The 13,395-nt window shown below is 64.9% G+C and carries 14 protein-coding genes; 6 read left to right on the top strand and 8 right to left on the bottom strand.

Annotated features, from left to right (window positions below):
• Positions 1-249 precede the first annotated feature (249 nt).
• The 8 genes from galU to cmk form a co-directional block, all read right to left on the bottom strand.
• Entirely contained in the window at positions 250-1,128 is an 879-nt protein-coding gene (gene galU, locus LC407_RS05070; RefSeq protein ID WP_223482287.1) for a UTP--glucose-1-phosphate uridylyltransferase GalU, read from the bottom strand.
• Entirely contained in the window at positions 1,125-3,038 is a 1,914-nt protein-coding gene (locus tag LC407_RS05065) for a nucleoside-diphosphate sugar epimerase/dehydratase (protein WP_162292037.1), read from the bottom strand. Before LC407_RS05065 ends, galU begins: the two co-directional genes overlap by 4 nt.
• 15 nt (positions 3,039-3,053) lie before the next feature.
• On the bottom strand, positions 3,054-4,031 hold the full coding sequence (locus LC407_RS05060) for a glycosyltransferase family 4 protein (RefSeq protein ID WP_223482286.1): 978 nt from the start codon (positions 4,029-4,031) through the stop codon (positions 3,054-3,056).
• Positions 4,032-4,034: 3 nt separating this feature from the next.
• Complete coding sequence (gene lapB / locus LC407_RS05055) at positions 4,035-5,213, bottom strand: lipopolysaccharide assembly protein LapB (RefSeq protein WP_032977571.1); 1,179 nt, start codon at positions 5,211-5,213, stop codon at positions 4,035-4,037.
• 6 nt (positions 5,214-5,219) lie between these two features.
• The gene (locus tag LC407_RS05050; RefSeq protein WP_025875021.1) at positions 5,220-5,504 is read right to left on the bottom strand and encodes a lipopolysaccharide assembly protein LapA domain-containing protein; all 285 of its coding nucleotides are present in this window, start codon (positions 5,502-5,504) and stop codon (positions 5,220-5,222) included.
• A gap of 77 nt (positions 5,505-5,581) precedes the next feature.
• Positions 5,582-5,887, bottom strand: coding sequence for an integration host factor subunit beta (locus LC407_RS05045; protein WP_005409286.1), 306 nt, complete (start codon positions 5,885-5,887; stop codon positions 5,582-5,584).
• Between the two features lie 89 nt (positions 5,888-5,976).
• Positions 5,977-7,662, bottom strand: coding sequence for a 30S ribosomal protein S1 (gene rpsA, locus LC407_RS05040; protein ID WP_025875032.1), 1,686 nt, complete (start codon positions 7,660-7,662; stop codon positions 5,977-5,979).
• Positions 7,663-7,863: 201 nt separating this feature from the next.
• On the bottom strand, positions 7,864-8,541 hold the full coding sequence (gene cmk / locus LC407_RS05035; RefSeq protein WP_032977572.1) for a (d)CMP kinase: 678 nt from the start codon (positions 8,539-8,541) through the stop codon (positions 7,864-7,866).
• A 197-nt stretch (positions 8,542-8,738) separates the two neighbouring features.
• On the opposite strand from cmk, the gene ykgO reads away from it, so the two are divergent.
• The 6 genes from ykgO to LC407_RS05005 all read left to right on the top strand — a co-directional run bounded on the left by ykgO (position 8,739) and on the right by LC407_RS05005 (position 13,238).
• The gene (ykgO, locus tag LC407_RS05030) at positions 8,739-8,864 is read left to right on the top strand and encodes a type B 50S ribosomal protein L36 (protein WP_005409283.1); all 126 of its coding nucleotides are present in this window, start codon (positions 8,739-8,741) and stop codon (positions 8,862-8,864) included.
• A gap of 206 nt (positions 8,865-9,070) precedes the next feature.
• Positions 9,071-9,340, top strand: a complete 270-nt coding sequence (locus LC407_RS05025) for a hypothetical protein (RefSeq protein WP_223482678.1) — start codon at positions 9,071-9,073, stop codon at positions 9,338-9,340.
• A gap of 39 nt (positions 9,341-9,379) precedes the next feature.
• Positions 9,380-10,417, top strand: coding sequence for an agmatine deiminase family protein (locus tag LC407_RS05020; protein ID WP_025875044.1), 1,038 nt, complete (start codon positions 9,380-9,382; stop codon positions 10,415-10,417).
• Positions 10,418-10,580: 163 nt separating this feature from the next.
• The gene (locus LC407_RS05015; protein ID WP_223482285.1) at positions 10,581-11,468 is read left to right on the top strand and encodes a carbon-nitrogen hydrolase; all 888 of its coding nucleotides are present in this window, start codon (positions 10,581-10,583) and stop codon (positions 11,466-11,468) included.
• Positions 11,469-11,482: 14 nt separating this feature from the next.
• Positions 11,483-12,013, top strand: coding sequence for a GNAT family N-acetyltransferase (locus LC407_RS05010; protein WP_025875048.1), 531 nt, complete (start codon positions 11,483-11,485; stop codon positions 12,011-12,013).
• Positions 12,006-13,238, top strand: a complete 1,233-nt coding sequence (locus tag LC407_RS05005; protein WP_032951769.1) for a TraB/GumN family protein — start codon at positions 12,006-12,008, stop codon at positions 13,236-13,238. Before LC407_RS05010 ends, LC407_RS05005 begins: the two co-directional genes overlap by 8 nt.
• The last annotated feature ends 157 nt before the right edge of the window (positions 13,239-13,395 follow it).

Genomic DNA, 13,395 nt, shown 5'->3' with positions numbered 1-13,395 from the left:
GGATGCTCCGAAAACGAAAAAAGGCAGCCATCGGCTGCCTTTTTCGTTTCTGCCCTGCTCTTGATTCCGCCCTACCCGTCCGCGCCCGCAGGAAACTGTCGAGAGGCGTGGGCAGGCCGCTGCAGGACCGTTGGCGCCATGGATGGCGCCATCGAGCCCCCAAGGATGGGTTTACGGCGTGTCCTGCAGCGGCCTGCCTGCGCCTCCCCCAGCTATGCAGGAAGGCGCTGCCGGAGCGCTTGAAAACCCTTACTCCGCCAGCATCGCCGCCAGCTTCTCGCGCGCCGGGCCGGCCAGCTTCGGGTTGTCCAACGCGAAGCGGATCGTGGCCTCGACCAGCCCCAGATGGGTGCCGCAGTCGAAACGGGTGCCCTCGAAACGATAGGCATCGACCTGGTCGGTCTTCAGCAGTTCGGCGATCGCATCGGTCAACTGGATCTCGCCGCCGGCACCGGTGCGGGTCTGCTCGAGCAGCTCGAAAATCTTCGGGCTCAGCACGTAGCGCCCCACCACTGCCAGGTCACTCGGTGCGTCTTCCGGCTTGGGCTTCTCCACGATCTGCGAGATACGCCCCTTGCGGCCGTCGAACGCCTCGGTGGCGACGATGCCGTAACTGGCCGTCTTGTCGTGGGGCACGTCCTCCACGGCGATGACGCTGGCACCACTGGCCTCGTTGAGGTCGGCCATCTGCTTCAGCGCACCCGCGCCGCGGTTCCAGATCAGATCGTCGGGCAGCAGCACGGCGAACGGCTCGTCACCGATGACCGCCTTGGCGCACAGCACCGCATGGCCCAGGCCCAGAGCCTCGGCCTGGGTGACGAAGATCGCGCGCACGCCTTCCGGCAGCACATGGCGGATCAATTCGAGTTGCTCGTGCTTGCCCGCGCGCTCGAGCTTCTGCTCCAGCTCGTAGGCCTTGTCGAAATAGTCGGCGACGGCGTGCTTGTAACGGTTGGTGATGAACACCAGGGTGTCACAGCCTGCTTCGATCGCCTCATCCACGGCGTACTGGATCAGCGGCCGATCGATGATCGGCAGCATCTCCTTCGGCACCGTCTTGGTCGCCGGAAGAAAACGCGTGCCCAGACCCGCTACCGGGAATACCGCCTTGCGAATGCGCTTGCTCATTGGTGCCTGTTGGCCTCACGTGCCGGAAAGGGCACAACCTTAGCGGATGAAATGTAAGCATCCTGTTCGATTGGCGAGAATTCCGGCATGGTCGCAAACAGGATTTCCTGGATCGTATCGATGTCGTACCGGGCAATGGCCTCGCGCAGCTTCGGCACGTTGCCCAGCACGATGTCCCGCGAGAACGAACGGACGCCGGCCTCGAGGATCTTCGGGTGCGCGGTCGGCCGGTAGTCCTCGTCGGAATAGAACAGCGTCTCGTGCAGCTTCTCGCCCTGGCGCAGGCCGGTATAGATGATCGGAATTTCCTTGTAGGGCTGCTTGCCCGCCAGCCGGATCATCTGCTCGGCCAACACCCGGATCGGCACGGGCTCGCCCATGTCCAGGGTGTAGATCGCGCCGTGCGACGCCGACGCGGCCGCCTGCAGGATCAGCTGGCACGCCTCGGGAATGGTCATGAAATAGCGGCTGACCTCCGGGTCTGTCACCGTGACCGGGCCGCCCTTGAGGATCTGCTCGCGGAACAGCGGCACCACGCTGCCGGCCGACGCCAGCACGTTGCCGAAACGCACGGTCACGAAACGGGTGTGCGTGGACTTCTGGTCCAGGCTCTGGCAGATCATCTCCGCATAGCGCTTGCTGGCGCCCAGCGCATTGACCGGGTCCACCGCCTTGTCGGTCGAGATGAACACAAAGTGCTCGACGTGGGCTTCCAGGCAGGCGCGGGCCACGTTCTCGGTAGCCAGGATGTTGTTGCGCACGGCTTCACGCAGCTGACGCTCCAGCACCGGCACGTGCTTGTAGGCAGCCGCATGGAAGGCGGTGTCGACCGGGTGCAGCGACAGCGCGTGGCGGATCACCGCGGGATCGCCACAGTCACCGAGCACCGCTTCGATCTCGACATCGGGGAAGCTGCGGCGCAGCTCGCCCTCGATGGTCAACAGCAGCAGCTCACTGATCTCCAGCAGCACGATACGACCGGCACCATGGCGCGCGCACTGGCGGCACAACTCGGACCCGATCGAGCCACCGGCACCGGTCACCATCACCGTGCGCCCGCCCAACCAGCCACGGATGAGGTTCCAGTCCGGCATGATCGGCTTGCGGCCGAGCAGATCTTCGATCGCCACTTCCTTCAACTGGCCCGGCAGCGACTGCCCCTGCAGGATGTCGCTGAGCTTGGGCACGGTCCGGAACGGAATGCCGGTGCTCTCGCAGATGGCCACCACGCGCTGCATGCCCACCGCATCCAGTGAGGGCATGGCGATCACCAGCAGCTTGGCTGCGGTCTCGCGGGCCACCGCCGGTGCGTCGTCCAGGGTCCCCAGGATCGGCAGGCTCTGCAGCTTGGCGCCACGCAGGTGCGGCGCATCATCGAGCAGGCCGACCGGCTCGAAATTGCCGGACCGGCGCAGGTCGCGCACCAGGGTCTCGGCGGCCTGGCCGGCGCCGAGAATCAGCACTCGGCGCGCGGTGGAGTCGGACTGCAGCGACTGATAGTCCTTCCACGCCCGGTACAGCAGGCGTGGCGCGCCCAGCAGCGCCGACAGCGCGAACGGATAGATCACCAGCACCGACATCGGCACGCCGTCGAAGCGCTTCCAGGCCAGTACCAGAACAATGGCGATCAGGCCGATGAAGCTGGCCTTGAAGATGTTCAGCAGGTCGCTGACGCTGGCAAAACGCCACAGGCCGCGATAAAGGCCGATACGCCAGAACACCAGTCCCTGCAGCGCCAGTACCAGCGTCGTATCCACGTTCCACAACGGCAATGCGGGAGCATCGGCGAGGATCGAGTAACGACCTGCATGCAACAGCTGCCAACAGGCCCATACCATGAACAAGTCGTGGCAGACGATGGCCGTACGCGGCATCAGGCCGAGGATTCTGTCCCGCCAGGGTGAAGACATAGATCGAGTAATTCCTTATCGGTGGCGCAATCCATTGCGCAGGAGGAGCCACAGCAGGGTCAGCGCGGCAAACCACGCGACCGCTACGGCAGCCTCCCACCTCGGCTGCAAATTGGTGCAGATATTGAACACTGTAATACTGAACAGGCCCAAAACAAAGTACATCCCTGTCACCAGGGCATGGCTGGCTCCTGCCTGCACCGCGCGCTGGTAGACATGCTGGGTGTGGGGTTCCATCCAGCGTTGGCCTGAAAGCATGCGCGCCAACAGCGTGAAGCCCGCGTCCACAAGAAATGCAGACAACGGCAGCAACTGCAGGATCCAGTTGATGTCGGTGTGCAGTGCCGCGACCGCCAGCACGACGGCCACGGCGTAGCCCAGCGCGCCACTGCCCACATCACCCATGAAGATCCGCGCCTGCGGGAAATTGAACGGCAGAAAACCCACGCACGCCAGGCCGAGAACAACGGCCACCAGCGAATAAGGCCACGGCAGCACGGTGGCAAAGCCCAGCGCAACGATGACGGCCTGGCTGCTGGCAATCCCGTTGATGCCATCCATGAAGTTCCAGATGTTGATCAGCGAGGCGGTGAAGAACAGCACCAGCAGGCTCAACAGCCAGCTGCCGCCGTGCATCTTGACCAGCCCTGCCAGCAACAGGGCGGCAAGGAAATGCACCAGCAGCCGGCGCATGGCTGGCAGCGGCCGATGGTCATCCCACCAGCCAATGCCGGCCACCAGCAGCAGGCCAAGACTGGAGACGGCCAGGCTGGGCGCGGCGTCCGGCCAGAAAAAAGCGGCCACGGCCGCGGCAACCAGCAGACTGATCACGATGGCGATGCCGCCACCGCGAGGGGTGGCGACACTATGGCTGCGGCGCTCGCCGGGCTGATCCAGCAGCTGCCTGCGCAGCGCATACACGCGCGCCGCCCAGGTCAATGCCGCGCTGAGCAGGGCCAGGCCCAGCAGCGCGGCCATCACAAGCCACGGCATGGTTCAGAGCACCGCGTAATTCAACAGCGGCTTGACCGTGCCCCATTCCTTGCAGCTGGGGCATTGCCAATGGTGGGTGCGGGCGCCGAACCCGCAGCGGGTGCAGCGGTAAGCGGGGTTACGCACCAGCAGCTGGTCGGTGATGTGCTTGAGGTCATGCAGGGTCGCGGTGGAATCTGCGCCCTCGGCCAGGGTGAGGTCGATCAGCGCCGATTCGCCACGCACCGACGGGCGATCCTTGAGCTGGCGGCCGAGGTAGGCGCGGGCAGGTGCAACACCCTCCTGCTCTTCCATCAGGCGGGTCAGCGCCAGCACCGGGGCGATGCCGCGGTAATGCTCGGTCATCTCGGACAGGAACGCGCGCGCGCCGCCGAGGTCGCCGACCTTGCGGTAGTTTTCCATCAGCGCCGGTAGCACTTCCGGCAGGTACTCCGGATCGTTGCGGGCGGCACGCTCGAAGGCGCGCACGGCCGCCTCGGCGTTGCCTGCATCGGTTTCCAGGCGGCCCTCGATGATGCCGGCACGGACCGACATGGCATCAGCCTGGTAGGCGCGGGCAATGGCCGCCCTCGCCTCTTCCAGCTTGCCAGCGCCACGGAAGCGCTCGGCGAGCTCGCATTCAAACTGCCCGATCAGCTTGCCCATCGGCTCGCCGGTGACATCTTCGAAGCGGGTAGCGTTGTCGATCGCCTTTTCCCAGTCGCGCTCGGCCTGGTAGATGCCGATCAGGTGCTTGAGCGCCTGCGGTGCGCGCTGGTCCAGCTGCGCCAGTTCGGTGAACACGGTTTCGGCACGGTCCAGCAGGCCGGACTTCATGTAGTCCTCGCCCAGTGCAAGCAGGGCCTGCACGCGCTGCGCGTCGCTCAGGTCCTGGCGGTTGACCAGGCCCTGGTGCAGGCGGATGGCGCGGTCCACTTCGCCACGGCGACGGAACAGATGGCCCAGCGCGACCTGGGTCTCGAAGGTTTCCTTGTCCAGCTCGGCGATGTGCAGGAACAGTTCGATGGCCTTGTCCGGCTGCTCGTTGAGCAGGTAGTTCAGGCCACGGAAATAGGTGCTGGACAGGTGGCTGACCTGGTTGTCACCGTGGCGTTGACCGCCGCGGCGTCCGATCACCCAGCCGGCCAGGGCCGCCAACGGCAGGCAGAGGAAGAACCAGAACCACTCGGAAACGAATTCCATCGTCGATCAACGTCCATCAAAAGATTGGGAGGGGGCAACCGGCGCCGACGGTGCGGCCGCCGACTTGTTGGCTCGGCGCAGCTGGCTGTAGAGCGGAATCACCACGCTCACCAGCACCAGACCAGCGCCGACCACGACACCAATCAGCAGGGCGGCGATCAGCGCCACACCGACGGACGTGTTCAACTGGGTAAACAGCAGGTTGATCGACATGGCCGTCATGTTGACCGCACCGATGATCAGACCAAGGATCAGAACCGCCAGCAGGACCAGCAGACGAAAAACTTTCATGCGACAGCTCCATTGGCAGGAGGCCGTAGCTTATCCGACTCGTGGTGGGATTCGCACGAAGTCGCGCGACGGATGGCTCAGGCCGGATCTGCGTCCAGCGGCAGCACACTGCTGACCCGCTCGCGCAATTCCTTGCCTGGCTTGAAATGAGGGACATGCTTGCCCGGCAGGGCAACCGATTCGCCGGTCTTCGGGTTGCGACCCAGGCGCGGCGGACGGTAGTGCAGCGAAAAGCTGCCGAAGCCGCGGATCTCGATGCGATCGCCAGCCGACAGTGAGCCCCCCATCATTTCCAGCAATGACTTGACCGCCAGATCGACATCATCGGCCTTCAGGTGCGCCTGCCGGCGCGCAAGGATTTCGATCAGTTCGGATTTGGTCATTACCGGCTCACATCAGGGGCATCTCAGCCTGAAACGGCCCGGGCAGTGCCCGGGCCGTCCAGGAAACAACGAACAGCGTAAGGCCGATATTACTCGGACTTGTTGCCGTTCAGCTGTGCACGCAGCAGCGCGCCCAGCTGGGTGGTGCCGCTGGAAGCCGAAGAGGACTGGTATTCCTCCAGCACTTCGCGCATTTCCGCGTCGTCCTTGGCCTTGATCGACAGCTGCAGGGTACGACCCTTGCGATCCATGCCCACGAACTTGGCTTCAACCTTGTCGCCGACCTTCAGGTGCTGGGTCGCGTCGTCAACACGCTCGTTGGCGATGTCGCGAGCTGCAACATAGCCTTCGATGCCGTCGGACAGCTCGATGATCGCGCCCTTGGCGTCGACTTCCTTCACCACGCCTTCGACCTTGGAGCCCTTCGGATTGGTCGCCATGTACTGGCCGAACGGATCCTGCTCCAGCTGCTTGACGCCCAGCGAAATGCGCTCGCGCTCCGGATCGACGGCCAGGACGACTGCGTCCAGGTTGTCGCCCTTCTTGAAGTTGCGAACGATGTCTTCGCCAGTGGTCGCCCAGCTGATGTCGGACAGGTGAACCAGGCCGTCGATGCCGCCGTCCAGGCCGATGAAGATGCCGAAGTCGGTGATCGACTTGATCTGGCCCGACACCTTGTCACCCTTCTTGTGGGTGGCAGCGAAGGTTTCCCACGGATTGGCGGCAACCTGCTTCATGCCCAGCGAGATGCGGCGACGCTCCTCGTCGACGTCCAGGACCATGACTTCAACTTCGTCACCGACCTGCACAACCTTGGACGGGTTGACGTTCTTGTTGGTCCAATCCATCTCGGAAACGTGCACCAGACCTTCGACGCCCGGCTCGATTTCGACGAATGCGCCGTAATCGGTGACGTTGGAGACCTTGCCGAACACGCGGCTGTTGGCCGGGTAACGACGGGCGATGTTATCCCACGGATCTTCGCCCAGCTGCTTCAGGCCCAGCGAAACGCGGTTGCGCTCGCGGTCGAACTTCAGCACGCGCACGTCCAGCTCGTCGCCGACATTGACGACTTCGGACGGATGGCGCACGCGCTTCCATGCCATGTCGGTGATGTGCAACAGGCCGTCGATGCCGCCCAGGTCCACGAATGCGCCGTAATCGGTCAGGTTCTTGACGACACCCTTCAGGATCGCGCCTTCCTGCAGCTTGTCCATCAGCTGCTCGCGCTCTTCCGAGTGCTCGCTTTCGACGACAGCGCGGCGCGAGACCACGACGTTGTTGCGCTTGCGGTCAAGCTTGATGAGCTTGAATTCCAGCTCCTTGCCTTCCAGGTAGGCCGGATCGCGCACGGGGCGCACATCGACCAGGGAACCCGGCAGGAAGGCGCGGACATCCTTGATGTCCACGGTGAAACCACCCTTGACCTTGCCGCTGATGCGACCGGTGATGGTTTCGTTCTTTTCCAACGCTTCTTCCAGCTCGTCCCACACCATCGCGCGCTTGGCCTTCTCGCGCGACAGGACGGTTTCACCGAAGCCGTTCTCGATCGAGTCGAGGGCGACCTTGACGATGTCGCCTTCGGCAACATCGATTTCGCCAGCGTCGTTACGGAACTGTTCGATCGGCACGATGCCTTCCGACTTCAGCCCGGCGTTGATCACCACGACGTCGCCGCGGACTTCAACAACGGTACCGCTGACGATGGCGCCCGGCTTCAGCTTGGCCAGGTTGGCCTGGCTGGCTTCAAACAGTTCGGCAAATGATTCGGTCATTAGATTTACTCTGTTGGACACATGGGTCGGTTGGCTTCCCTTCAGGGAATGGCTACCGCCCGCCTGTTGGTCGACCCCGGAAATGCAGGTCGTGTGTGGAAGTAGGAAAACCGCCACGTATCATTGCGCGACGGAGCTTTTACAGCACTGCAGATGCGCGACCTCCACCGATGCTGCTGGCAGAGCTCCCGCGCGAACGGATCAGGCAGCCGGAACCGGAAGCAGATCCATCACTCTGGCAACGACATCTTCGATGCCGATGCCTGTGGTGTCGATGAGGACAGCATCGTCTGCCGGCTTCAGGGGCGCCACGGTACGCTGAGCATCACGGGCGTCGCGGGCCATGATCTCGCGCAGGAGGTCTTCAAAGTTAACAGAAACCCCCTTGTCTTTCAACTGCTTATGCCGGCGCTCGGCGCGCTCCTCGGCACTGGCGGTCAGGAAGACCTTGTAGGGGGCGTCCGGGAAGATCACCGTGCCCATGTCGCGGCCGTCGGCGACCAGACCCGGCTCCATCCTGAATGCGCGCTGGCGCTCCTTCAGGGCGGCCCGGACCTCGGGGATGGCGGCAATCGCCGACGCCAGCGCCCCGGTGGTCTCCAGCCGCAGCTCGTCGGTGGCGTCGGTGCCATTGACCAGGACCCGCATGGCATCGCCCTGCTCGACGAACTGGACATGCGTATCAAAGGTGCAGCGCACCAGCGCGGAAGCATCGGAGGTGTCGATGTCGGCCCAGCTGGCCGCCACGCCGACCGCGCGGTACAGAGCGCCCGAATCCAGGTAGTGCCAGCCCAACCGGCGCGCCACGATGCGGCTGATGGTACCCTTGCCGGCCCCTGACGGGCCGTCGATGGTCAGGACGGGAACGAGTGGATTCATGGGGGTCCTTGCGCGTGTGAAGGGGGCATTCTAGCCCCTGCCGGACACCCCGTAACGGGCCTTTTGTGCAACCACTTGAAACCATGGGGAAAAGCCCGGTAGAATGGCGGGCTTGAACGAGCGTCCACTGCCGATTGTCTTTCGCATATCGCGGCCACGCTCCACCCGAACAACTACTGTTTACGCCGAGGTATGCCATGAAAGTTCTGTCCTCCCTGAAGTCGGCGAAGGCCCGTCACCGTGACTGCAAGGTCGTGCGTCGTCGTGGCAAGATCTTCGTCATCTGCAAGTCGAACCCGCGTTTCAAGGCGCGTCAGCGCTAAGCCCAACGGTCCTTGTGACCGCGGCTGGCCCCACGCGGGGCCGACCCGATGCAAAAAGCCGCCTTCGGGCGGTTTTTTGTTTATGCGGTTTTTTCCTGCCGTTTTTGCTGTAATCGCTGTTCTTGACCACTGGGGAGTAGATCGAGATGACGCGTTACCTGTGCACCCTGGCCGTACTGGCCACCCTGGCTGCCGCCACTCCGGCGATGGCCGATACCCTGCTTGTCGACCGCGCCCGCGAAAAGCCGGCCGGCGCCCTGCCCGTCCGCGGCCAGAGCATGCAGCAGGTGCAGTCGCAGTTCGGCGCGCCGGCAGAGCAGCTGCAGCCGCGCGGCGGGCAGAAACGGCAATGGCCGACCATCCACCGCTGGGTGTACCCGCAGTTCACCGTCTACTTCGAGAAGCAGAAGGTGATCGACGTGGTGGCAAACCAGGCGGATCCGAACGAAATCGGCCCCAAGCCGCCGATCCGTTGACCCCCATGCCCGCCACCGGCGGGCGCGTGTAGCGAGACCATGAACCAGACCCTTCGTTTTCCTGCCGAATGGGAAGCCCAGAGCGGCGTCCTGATTGCCTGGCCCACCGCCGACACCGACTGGGCCGACCGCCTGGGCCAGGTGGAAGAGACCTACATCGCCCTGGTTGCAGCGATCACCCGCTTCCAGCCGGTGCTGATCTGCGTGGCCGACGATGACGTGGAGACCTACGCCGAAATGCGGTTGCGCTCCAACCGCATCGACATGGACAAGGTCCACTTCACCACCGCCGCCTACGACGACACCTGGCTGCGTGATTCGGGCCCCATCACCCTGCGCCGTGCCGACGGCAGCTTCCAGCTGCTGGACTTCCGCTTCACCGGCTGGGGCGGCAAGTTCGACGCCACCCTGGATGACCAGCTGGTCGGCGCGCTCGACCAGGCCGGCGTGTTCAACGACGCGACGGTGCGCAGCATTCCGTTCGCGCTGGAGGGCGGCGGCATCGAGACCGATGGCGAAGGCACCCTGCTGACCACCTGGAAGTGCCTGCACGAGCGCCATCCCGACCGTGACCGCGACAGCCTGAGCGCCGACCTGGCCGACTGGCTGCAGCAGAAGCGCGTGCTGTGGCTGGATCATGGCTATCTGGAAGGCGACGACACCGACGCCCATATCGACACCCTCGCCCGCTTCGCCTCGGCCGACAGCATCGTCTACCAGGCCTGCGACGACGCCAGCGACTCGCATTACGCCGAGCTGCAGGCGATGGGCGCCGAGCTGGCCGCGTTGCGCACCGCTGACGGAAAGCCGTACCGCCTGTTCCCGCTGCCGTGGGCACAGCCGGTGATCGATGAAGGCCGTCGCCTGGCTGCTTCGTATGCCAATTACCTGATCGTCAACGGCGCGGTGCTGATGCCGGCCTATGGCGACCCGGCCGATGACCTGGCCCGCGACGTGCTGGCACAGGCCCACCCTGGCCGCGAGATCGTGCAGGTGCCGTGCCGCTCGCTGATCTGGCAGAACGGCAGCCTTCACTGCATCACCATGCAGCTGCCGGCTGGGCTGTTGAAGGCATAAACCACGCGGTAGCGCCGGGCCATGCCCGGCGAGCGCGGCGGCATCTGGAAAATCCGCCGGGCATGGCCCGGCGCTACCGGTTGCGTGCACCATTCAGCAGCCAACACGCTGTCGTGGCGCATCCGCGTTAACATGCGGGTTTTCCCCCGCAGGATCGCCCCGCATGAACTCGCGCAGCCCCCTTACCGTCGCCCTGATCCAGGAGCGCAACCACGGTGATGCCGCCGCCAACCTGGCGGTGATCGAAGCGCGTGTTGCCGACGCCGCGGCGCAGGGCGCGAAGCTGGTGCTGCTGCAGGAACTGCACAACGGTCCCTACTTCTGCCAGCACGAATCGGTCGATGAATTCGACCTGGCCGAGCCGATTCCGGGCCCGAGCACCGAGCGCTTGGGCGCGCTGGCCAAGAAGCATGGCGTGGTGCTGGTCGGCTCGCTGTTCGAGCGCCGCGCTGCCGGCCTGTACCACAACACCGCCGTGGTCTTCGAGAAGGACGGCACCTTGCTGGGCAAGTACCGCAAGATGCACATTCCCGATGACCCGGGCTTCTACGAGAAGTTCTACTTCACCCCGGGCGATATCGGCTTCAAGCCGATCGACACCTCGGTCGGCCGCCTTGGCGTGCTGGTGTGCTGGGACCAGTGGTACCCGGAAGCAGCGCGCCTGATGGCGCTGGCCGGTGCTGAGCTGCTGCTGTACCCCACCGCGATCGGCTGGGACCCGGATGATGTGCTGGACGAAAAGACCCGCCAGCGCGACGCCTGGGTACTGAGCCACCGTGGCCATGCCGTAGCCAACGGCGTGCCGGTGCTCAGCTGCAACCGCGTCGGCCATGAGGCTTCGCCGCTGGGCGCCTCGGGCATCCAGTTCTGGGGCAACAGCCACGTGCTGGGCCCGCAGGGCGAGTTCCTGGCCGAAGCCGGCACCGACGCGACCATCCTGATGTGCGAGGTCGACCTGCAGCGCAGCGAACACGTGCGCCGCATCTGGCCGTTCCTGCGTGATCGTCGCATCGACGCCTACGGCGACCTGCTCAAGCGCTACATCGACTGACCCGGAGCCCGCGCATGGCCGTACTCATCCGTGATGCCGGCCCTGCCGACATCGCTGCGATCACCGCGATCTACGCGGTGGAAGTGACCGACTTCGTCAATACCTACGAGTACGAGATCCCTGACCAGGCCGAGATGCTGCGCCGCATGCGCGACATCATCGACCGCGGCTTCCCCTACCTGGTGGCCGAGGTCGACGGCCAGGTTGCCGGCTATGCGTATGCCAACACCTACCGCACGCGCATCGCCTACCAGTGGACCGTTGAGAACTCGGTCTACGTCGATGCCCGTTTCCAGGGCCGTGGCGTCGGCACCAGCCTGCTGCAGGCACTGATCGATGCCTGCACCGCGCGCGGCCATCGACAGATGGTGGCGGTGATCGGCGAGCCGACCAACACGGCCTCCATCAAGCTGCACGAACGCTTCGGCTTCCAGCTGGTGGGCGTGTTCCGTGGCCTCGGCCGCAAGCACGGCCGCTGGCTGGACACCGTACAGATGCAGCGCGCGCTCGGCGATGGCGCCGATTCCGCTCCTTCCAATGAATGATTCCATGACCGAAACCCTTCCCGAAACCGGCGACGATCTGTTCGCCGGCCAGCCAGTGCGCGTCGTCGAGCGCGATGGCGTGCGCTACACCCTGCTGGGCACTGCCCACGTCTCCCATGCCAGCGTCGAGGCGGTGGAGAAAGCAATCGACAGCGGACGATTCGATGCGGTGGCCGTCGAGCTGGACCCGCAGCGCCTGCAGGCGCTGAGCGACCCGGACACGCTGGCCAAACTGGACCTGGTGGAAGTGATCCGCAAGGGCCGCGTCGCGTTGTTCGCGGCCAACCTCGCGTTGTCGGCCTACCAGCGCCGACTGGCCGAACAGCTCGGCATCGAGCCGGGCGCGGAACTCAAGCGTGCGGTGGACCTGGCGCGCGAGCGCAACCTGCCGGTGCACCTGATCGACCGCGAAGTCGGCCTGACATTCCGTCGTGCTTCGCAGCGACTGGGCTTCTTCGGCAAGCTGAAGCTGGTGGCCGGGCTTGGCGCCGGCCTGTTCTCGTCCGAGGATGTCGGCGAAGACGAGATCGAGAAGCTGAAGCAGGGCGACATGCTGGAATCGAGCTTCGGCGAGTTCGCCAGCGAGAACCCGGCGTTGTACGAAACGATCATCGGCGAGCGCGACCGCTACATGGCCACGCGCCTGCGCGAAGCGCATGATCCGCAGCAGCGCGAAGTGCTGGCGGTGGTCGGCGCCGGCCATCTGGCCGGCCTGGCGCGTTACCTGGAAACCGATACCGAGGCGCCTGCGCCGTTGCGCGAGCAGCTGGAAGCGGTGCCGAAGAAGCGCAACATCCCGTGGTTCACCCTGGCGATCCTCGCCATCGTGGCCACCGGCATCGGTGTCGGCTTCTATCGTGGTGGACTGGGCGTGGGCACCGAACTGCTGGCGACCTGGGCGATGTATACCGGCGGCCTGGCTGGCCTGGGCTGCCTGGTGGCCGGCAGCCACCCGCTGAGCATCCTCACCGCGATCGTGGTGGCGCCGTTCAAGCCGTTCCGCCTGAGCATCCCCACCGGCGCATTCGCGGCACTGGTGGAAGCGCGCCTGCGCAAGCCGACCTACGAGGATTTCCTCAAGCTGCGTGACGATGCACAGTCGTTGAAGGGCTGGTACCGCAACCGTGTCACCCGCGTGGTGCTGACCTTCATGCTGACCAACCTGGGCAGCATGCTGGGCCTGTGGCTGACCGCGGGCAAGGTGTGGAGCAAGGTGGCGAGCTGATCGCCCTGCCCCGCCGGGCATGGCCCGGCGCTACCGGTAGGTGCCAACTTTGGTTGGCACGTCATTTACATCCACGGCGATGGTAGCGCCGGGCCATGCCCGGCAAAAAAAAGGGGAGACCGCCCCACTACGACCGGTCTCCCCCCACCACAACACG

The sequence above is a fragment of the Stenotrophomonas sp. OVS01A genome (genome assembly GCF_019969775.1).
GTDB lineage: Bacteria > Pseudomonadota > Gammaproteobacteria > Xanthomonadales > Xanthomonadaceae > Stenotrophomonas > Stenotrophomonas indicatrix.
This window is presented reverse-complemented; position numbering and strand designations above follow the sequence as displayed.

What these genes read in the sequence shown, in the direction of transcription:
- lapB (WP_032977571.1), bottom strand. Translation starts at nt 5,213, where the DNA reads ATGGAATTCGTTTCCGAGTGGTTCTGGTTCTTCCTCTGCCTGCCGTTG.
- LC407_RS05025 (WP_223482678.1), top strand. Translation starts at nt 9,071, where the DNA reads ATGGCCGATACCCTGCTTGTCGACCGCGCCCGCGAAAAGCCGGCCGGC.
- ykgO (WP_005409283.1), top strand. Translation starts at nt 8,739, where the DNA reads ATGAAAGTTCTGTCCTCCCTGAAGTCGGCGAAGGCCCGTCACCGTGAC.
- LC407_RS05050 (WP_025875021.1), bottom strand. Translation starts at nt 5,504, where the DNA reads ATGAAAGTTTTTCGTCTGCTGGTCCTGCTGGCGGTTCTGATCCTTGGT.
- LC407_RS05005 (WP_032951769.1), top strand. Translation starts at nt 12,006, where the DNA reads ATGAATGATTCCATGACCGAAACCCTTCCCGAAACCGGCGACGATCTG.
- rpsA (WP_025875032.1), bottom strand. Translation starts at nt 7,662, where the DNA reads ATGACCGAATCATTTGCCGAACTGTTTGAAGCCAGCCAGGCCAACCTG.
- LC407_RS05020 (WP_025875044.1), top strand. Translation starts at nt 9,380, where the DNA reads ATGAACCAGACCCTTCGTTTTCCTGCCGAATGGGAAGCCCAGAGCGGC.
- galU (WP_223482287.1), bottom strand. Translation starts at nt 1,128, where the DNA reads ATGAGCAAGCGCATTCGCAAGGCGGTATTCCCGGTAGCGGGTCTGGGC.
- LC407_RS05060 (WP_223482286.1), bottom strand. Translation starts at nt 4,031, where the DNA reads ATGCCGTGGCTTGTGATGGCCGCGCTGCTGGGCCTGGCCCTGCTCAGC.
- cmk (WP_032977572.1), bottom strand. Translation starts at nt 8,541, where the DNA reads ATGAATCCACTCGTTCCCGTCCTGACCATCGACGGCCCGTCAGGGGCC.
- LC407_RS05045 (WP_005409286.1), bottom strand. Translation starts at nt 5,887, where the DNA reads ATGACCAAATCCGAACTGATCGAAATCCTTGCGCGCCGGCAGGCGCAC.
- LC407_RS05015 (WP_223482285.1), top strand. Translation starts at nt 10,581, where the DNA reads ATGAACTCGCGCAGCCCCCTTACCGTCGCCCTGATCCAGGAGCGCAAC.
- LC407_RS05065 (WP_162292037.1), bottom strand. Translation starts at nt 3,038, where the DNA reads ATGTCTTCACCCTGGCGGGACAGAATCCTCGGCCTGATGCCGCGTACG.
- LC407_RS05010 (WP_025875048.1), top strand. Translation starts at nt 11,483, where the DNA reads ATGGCCGTACTCATCCGTGATGCCGGCCCTGCCGACATCGCTGCGATC.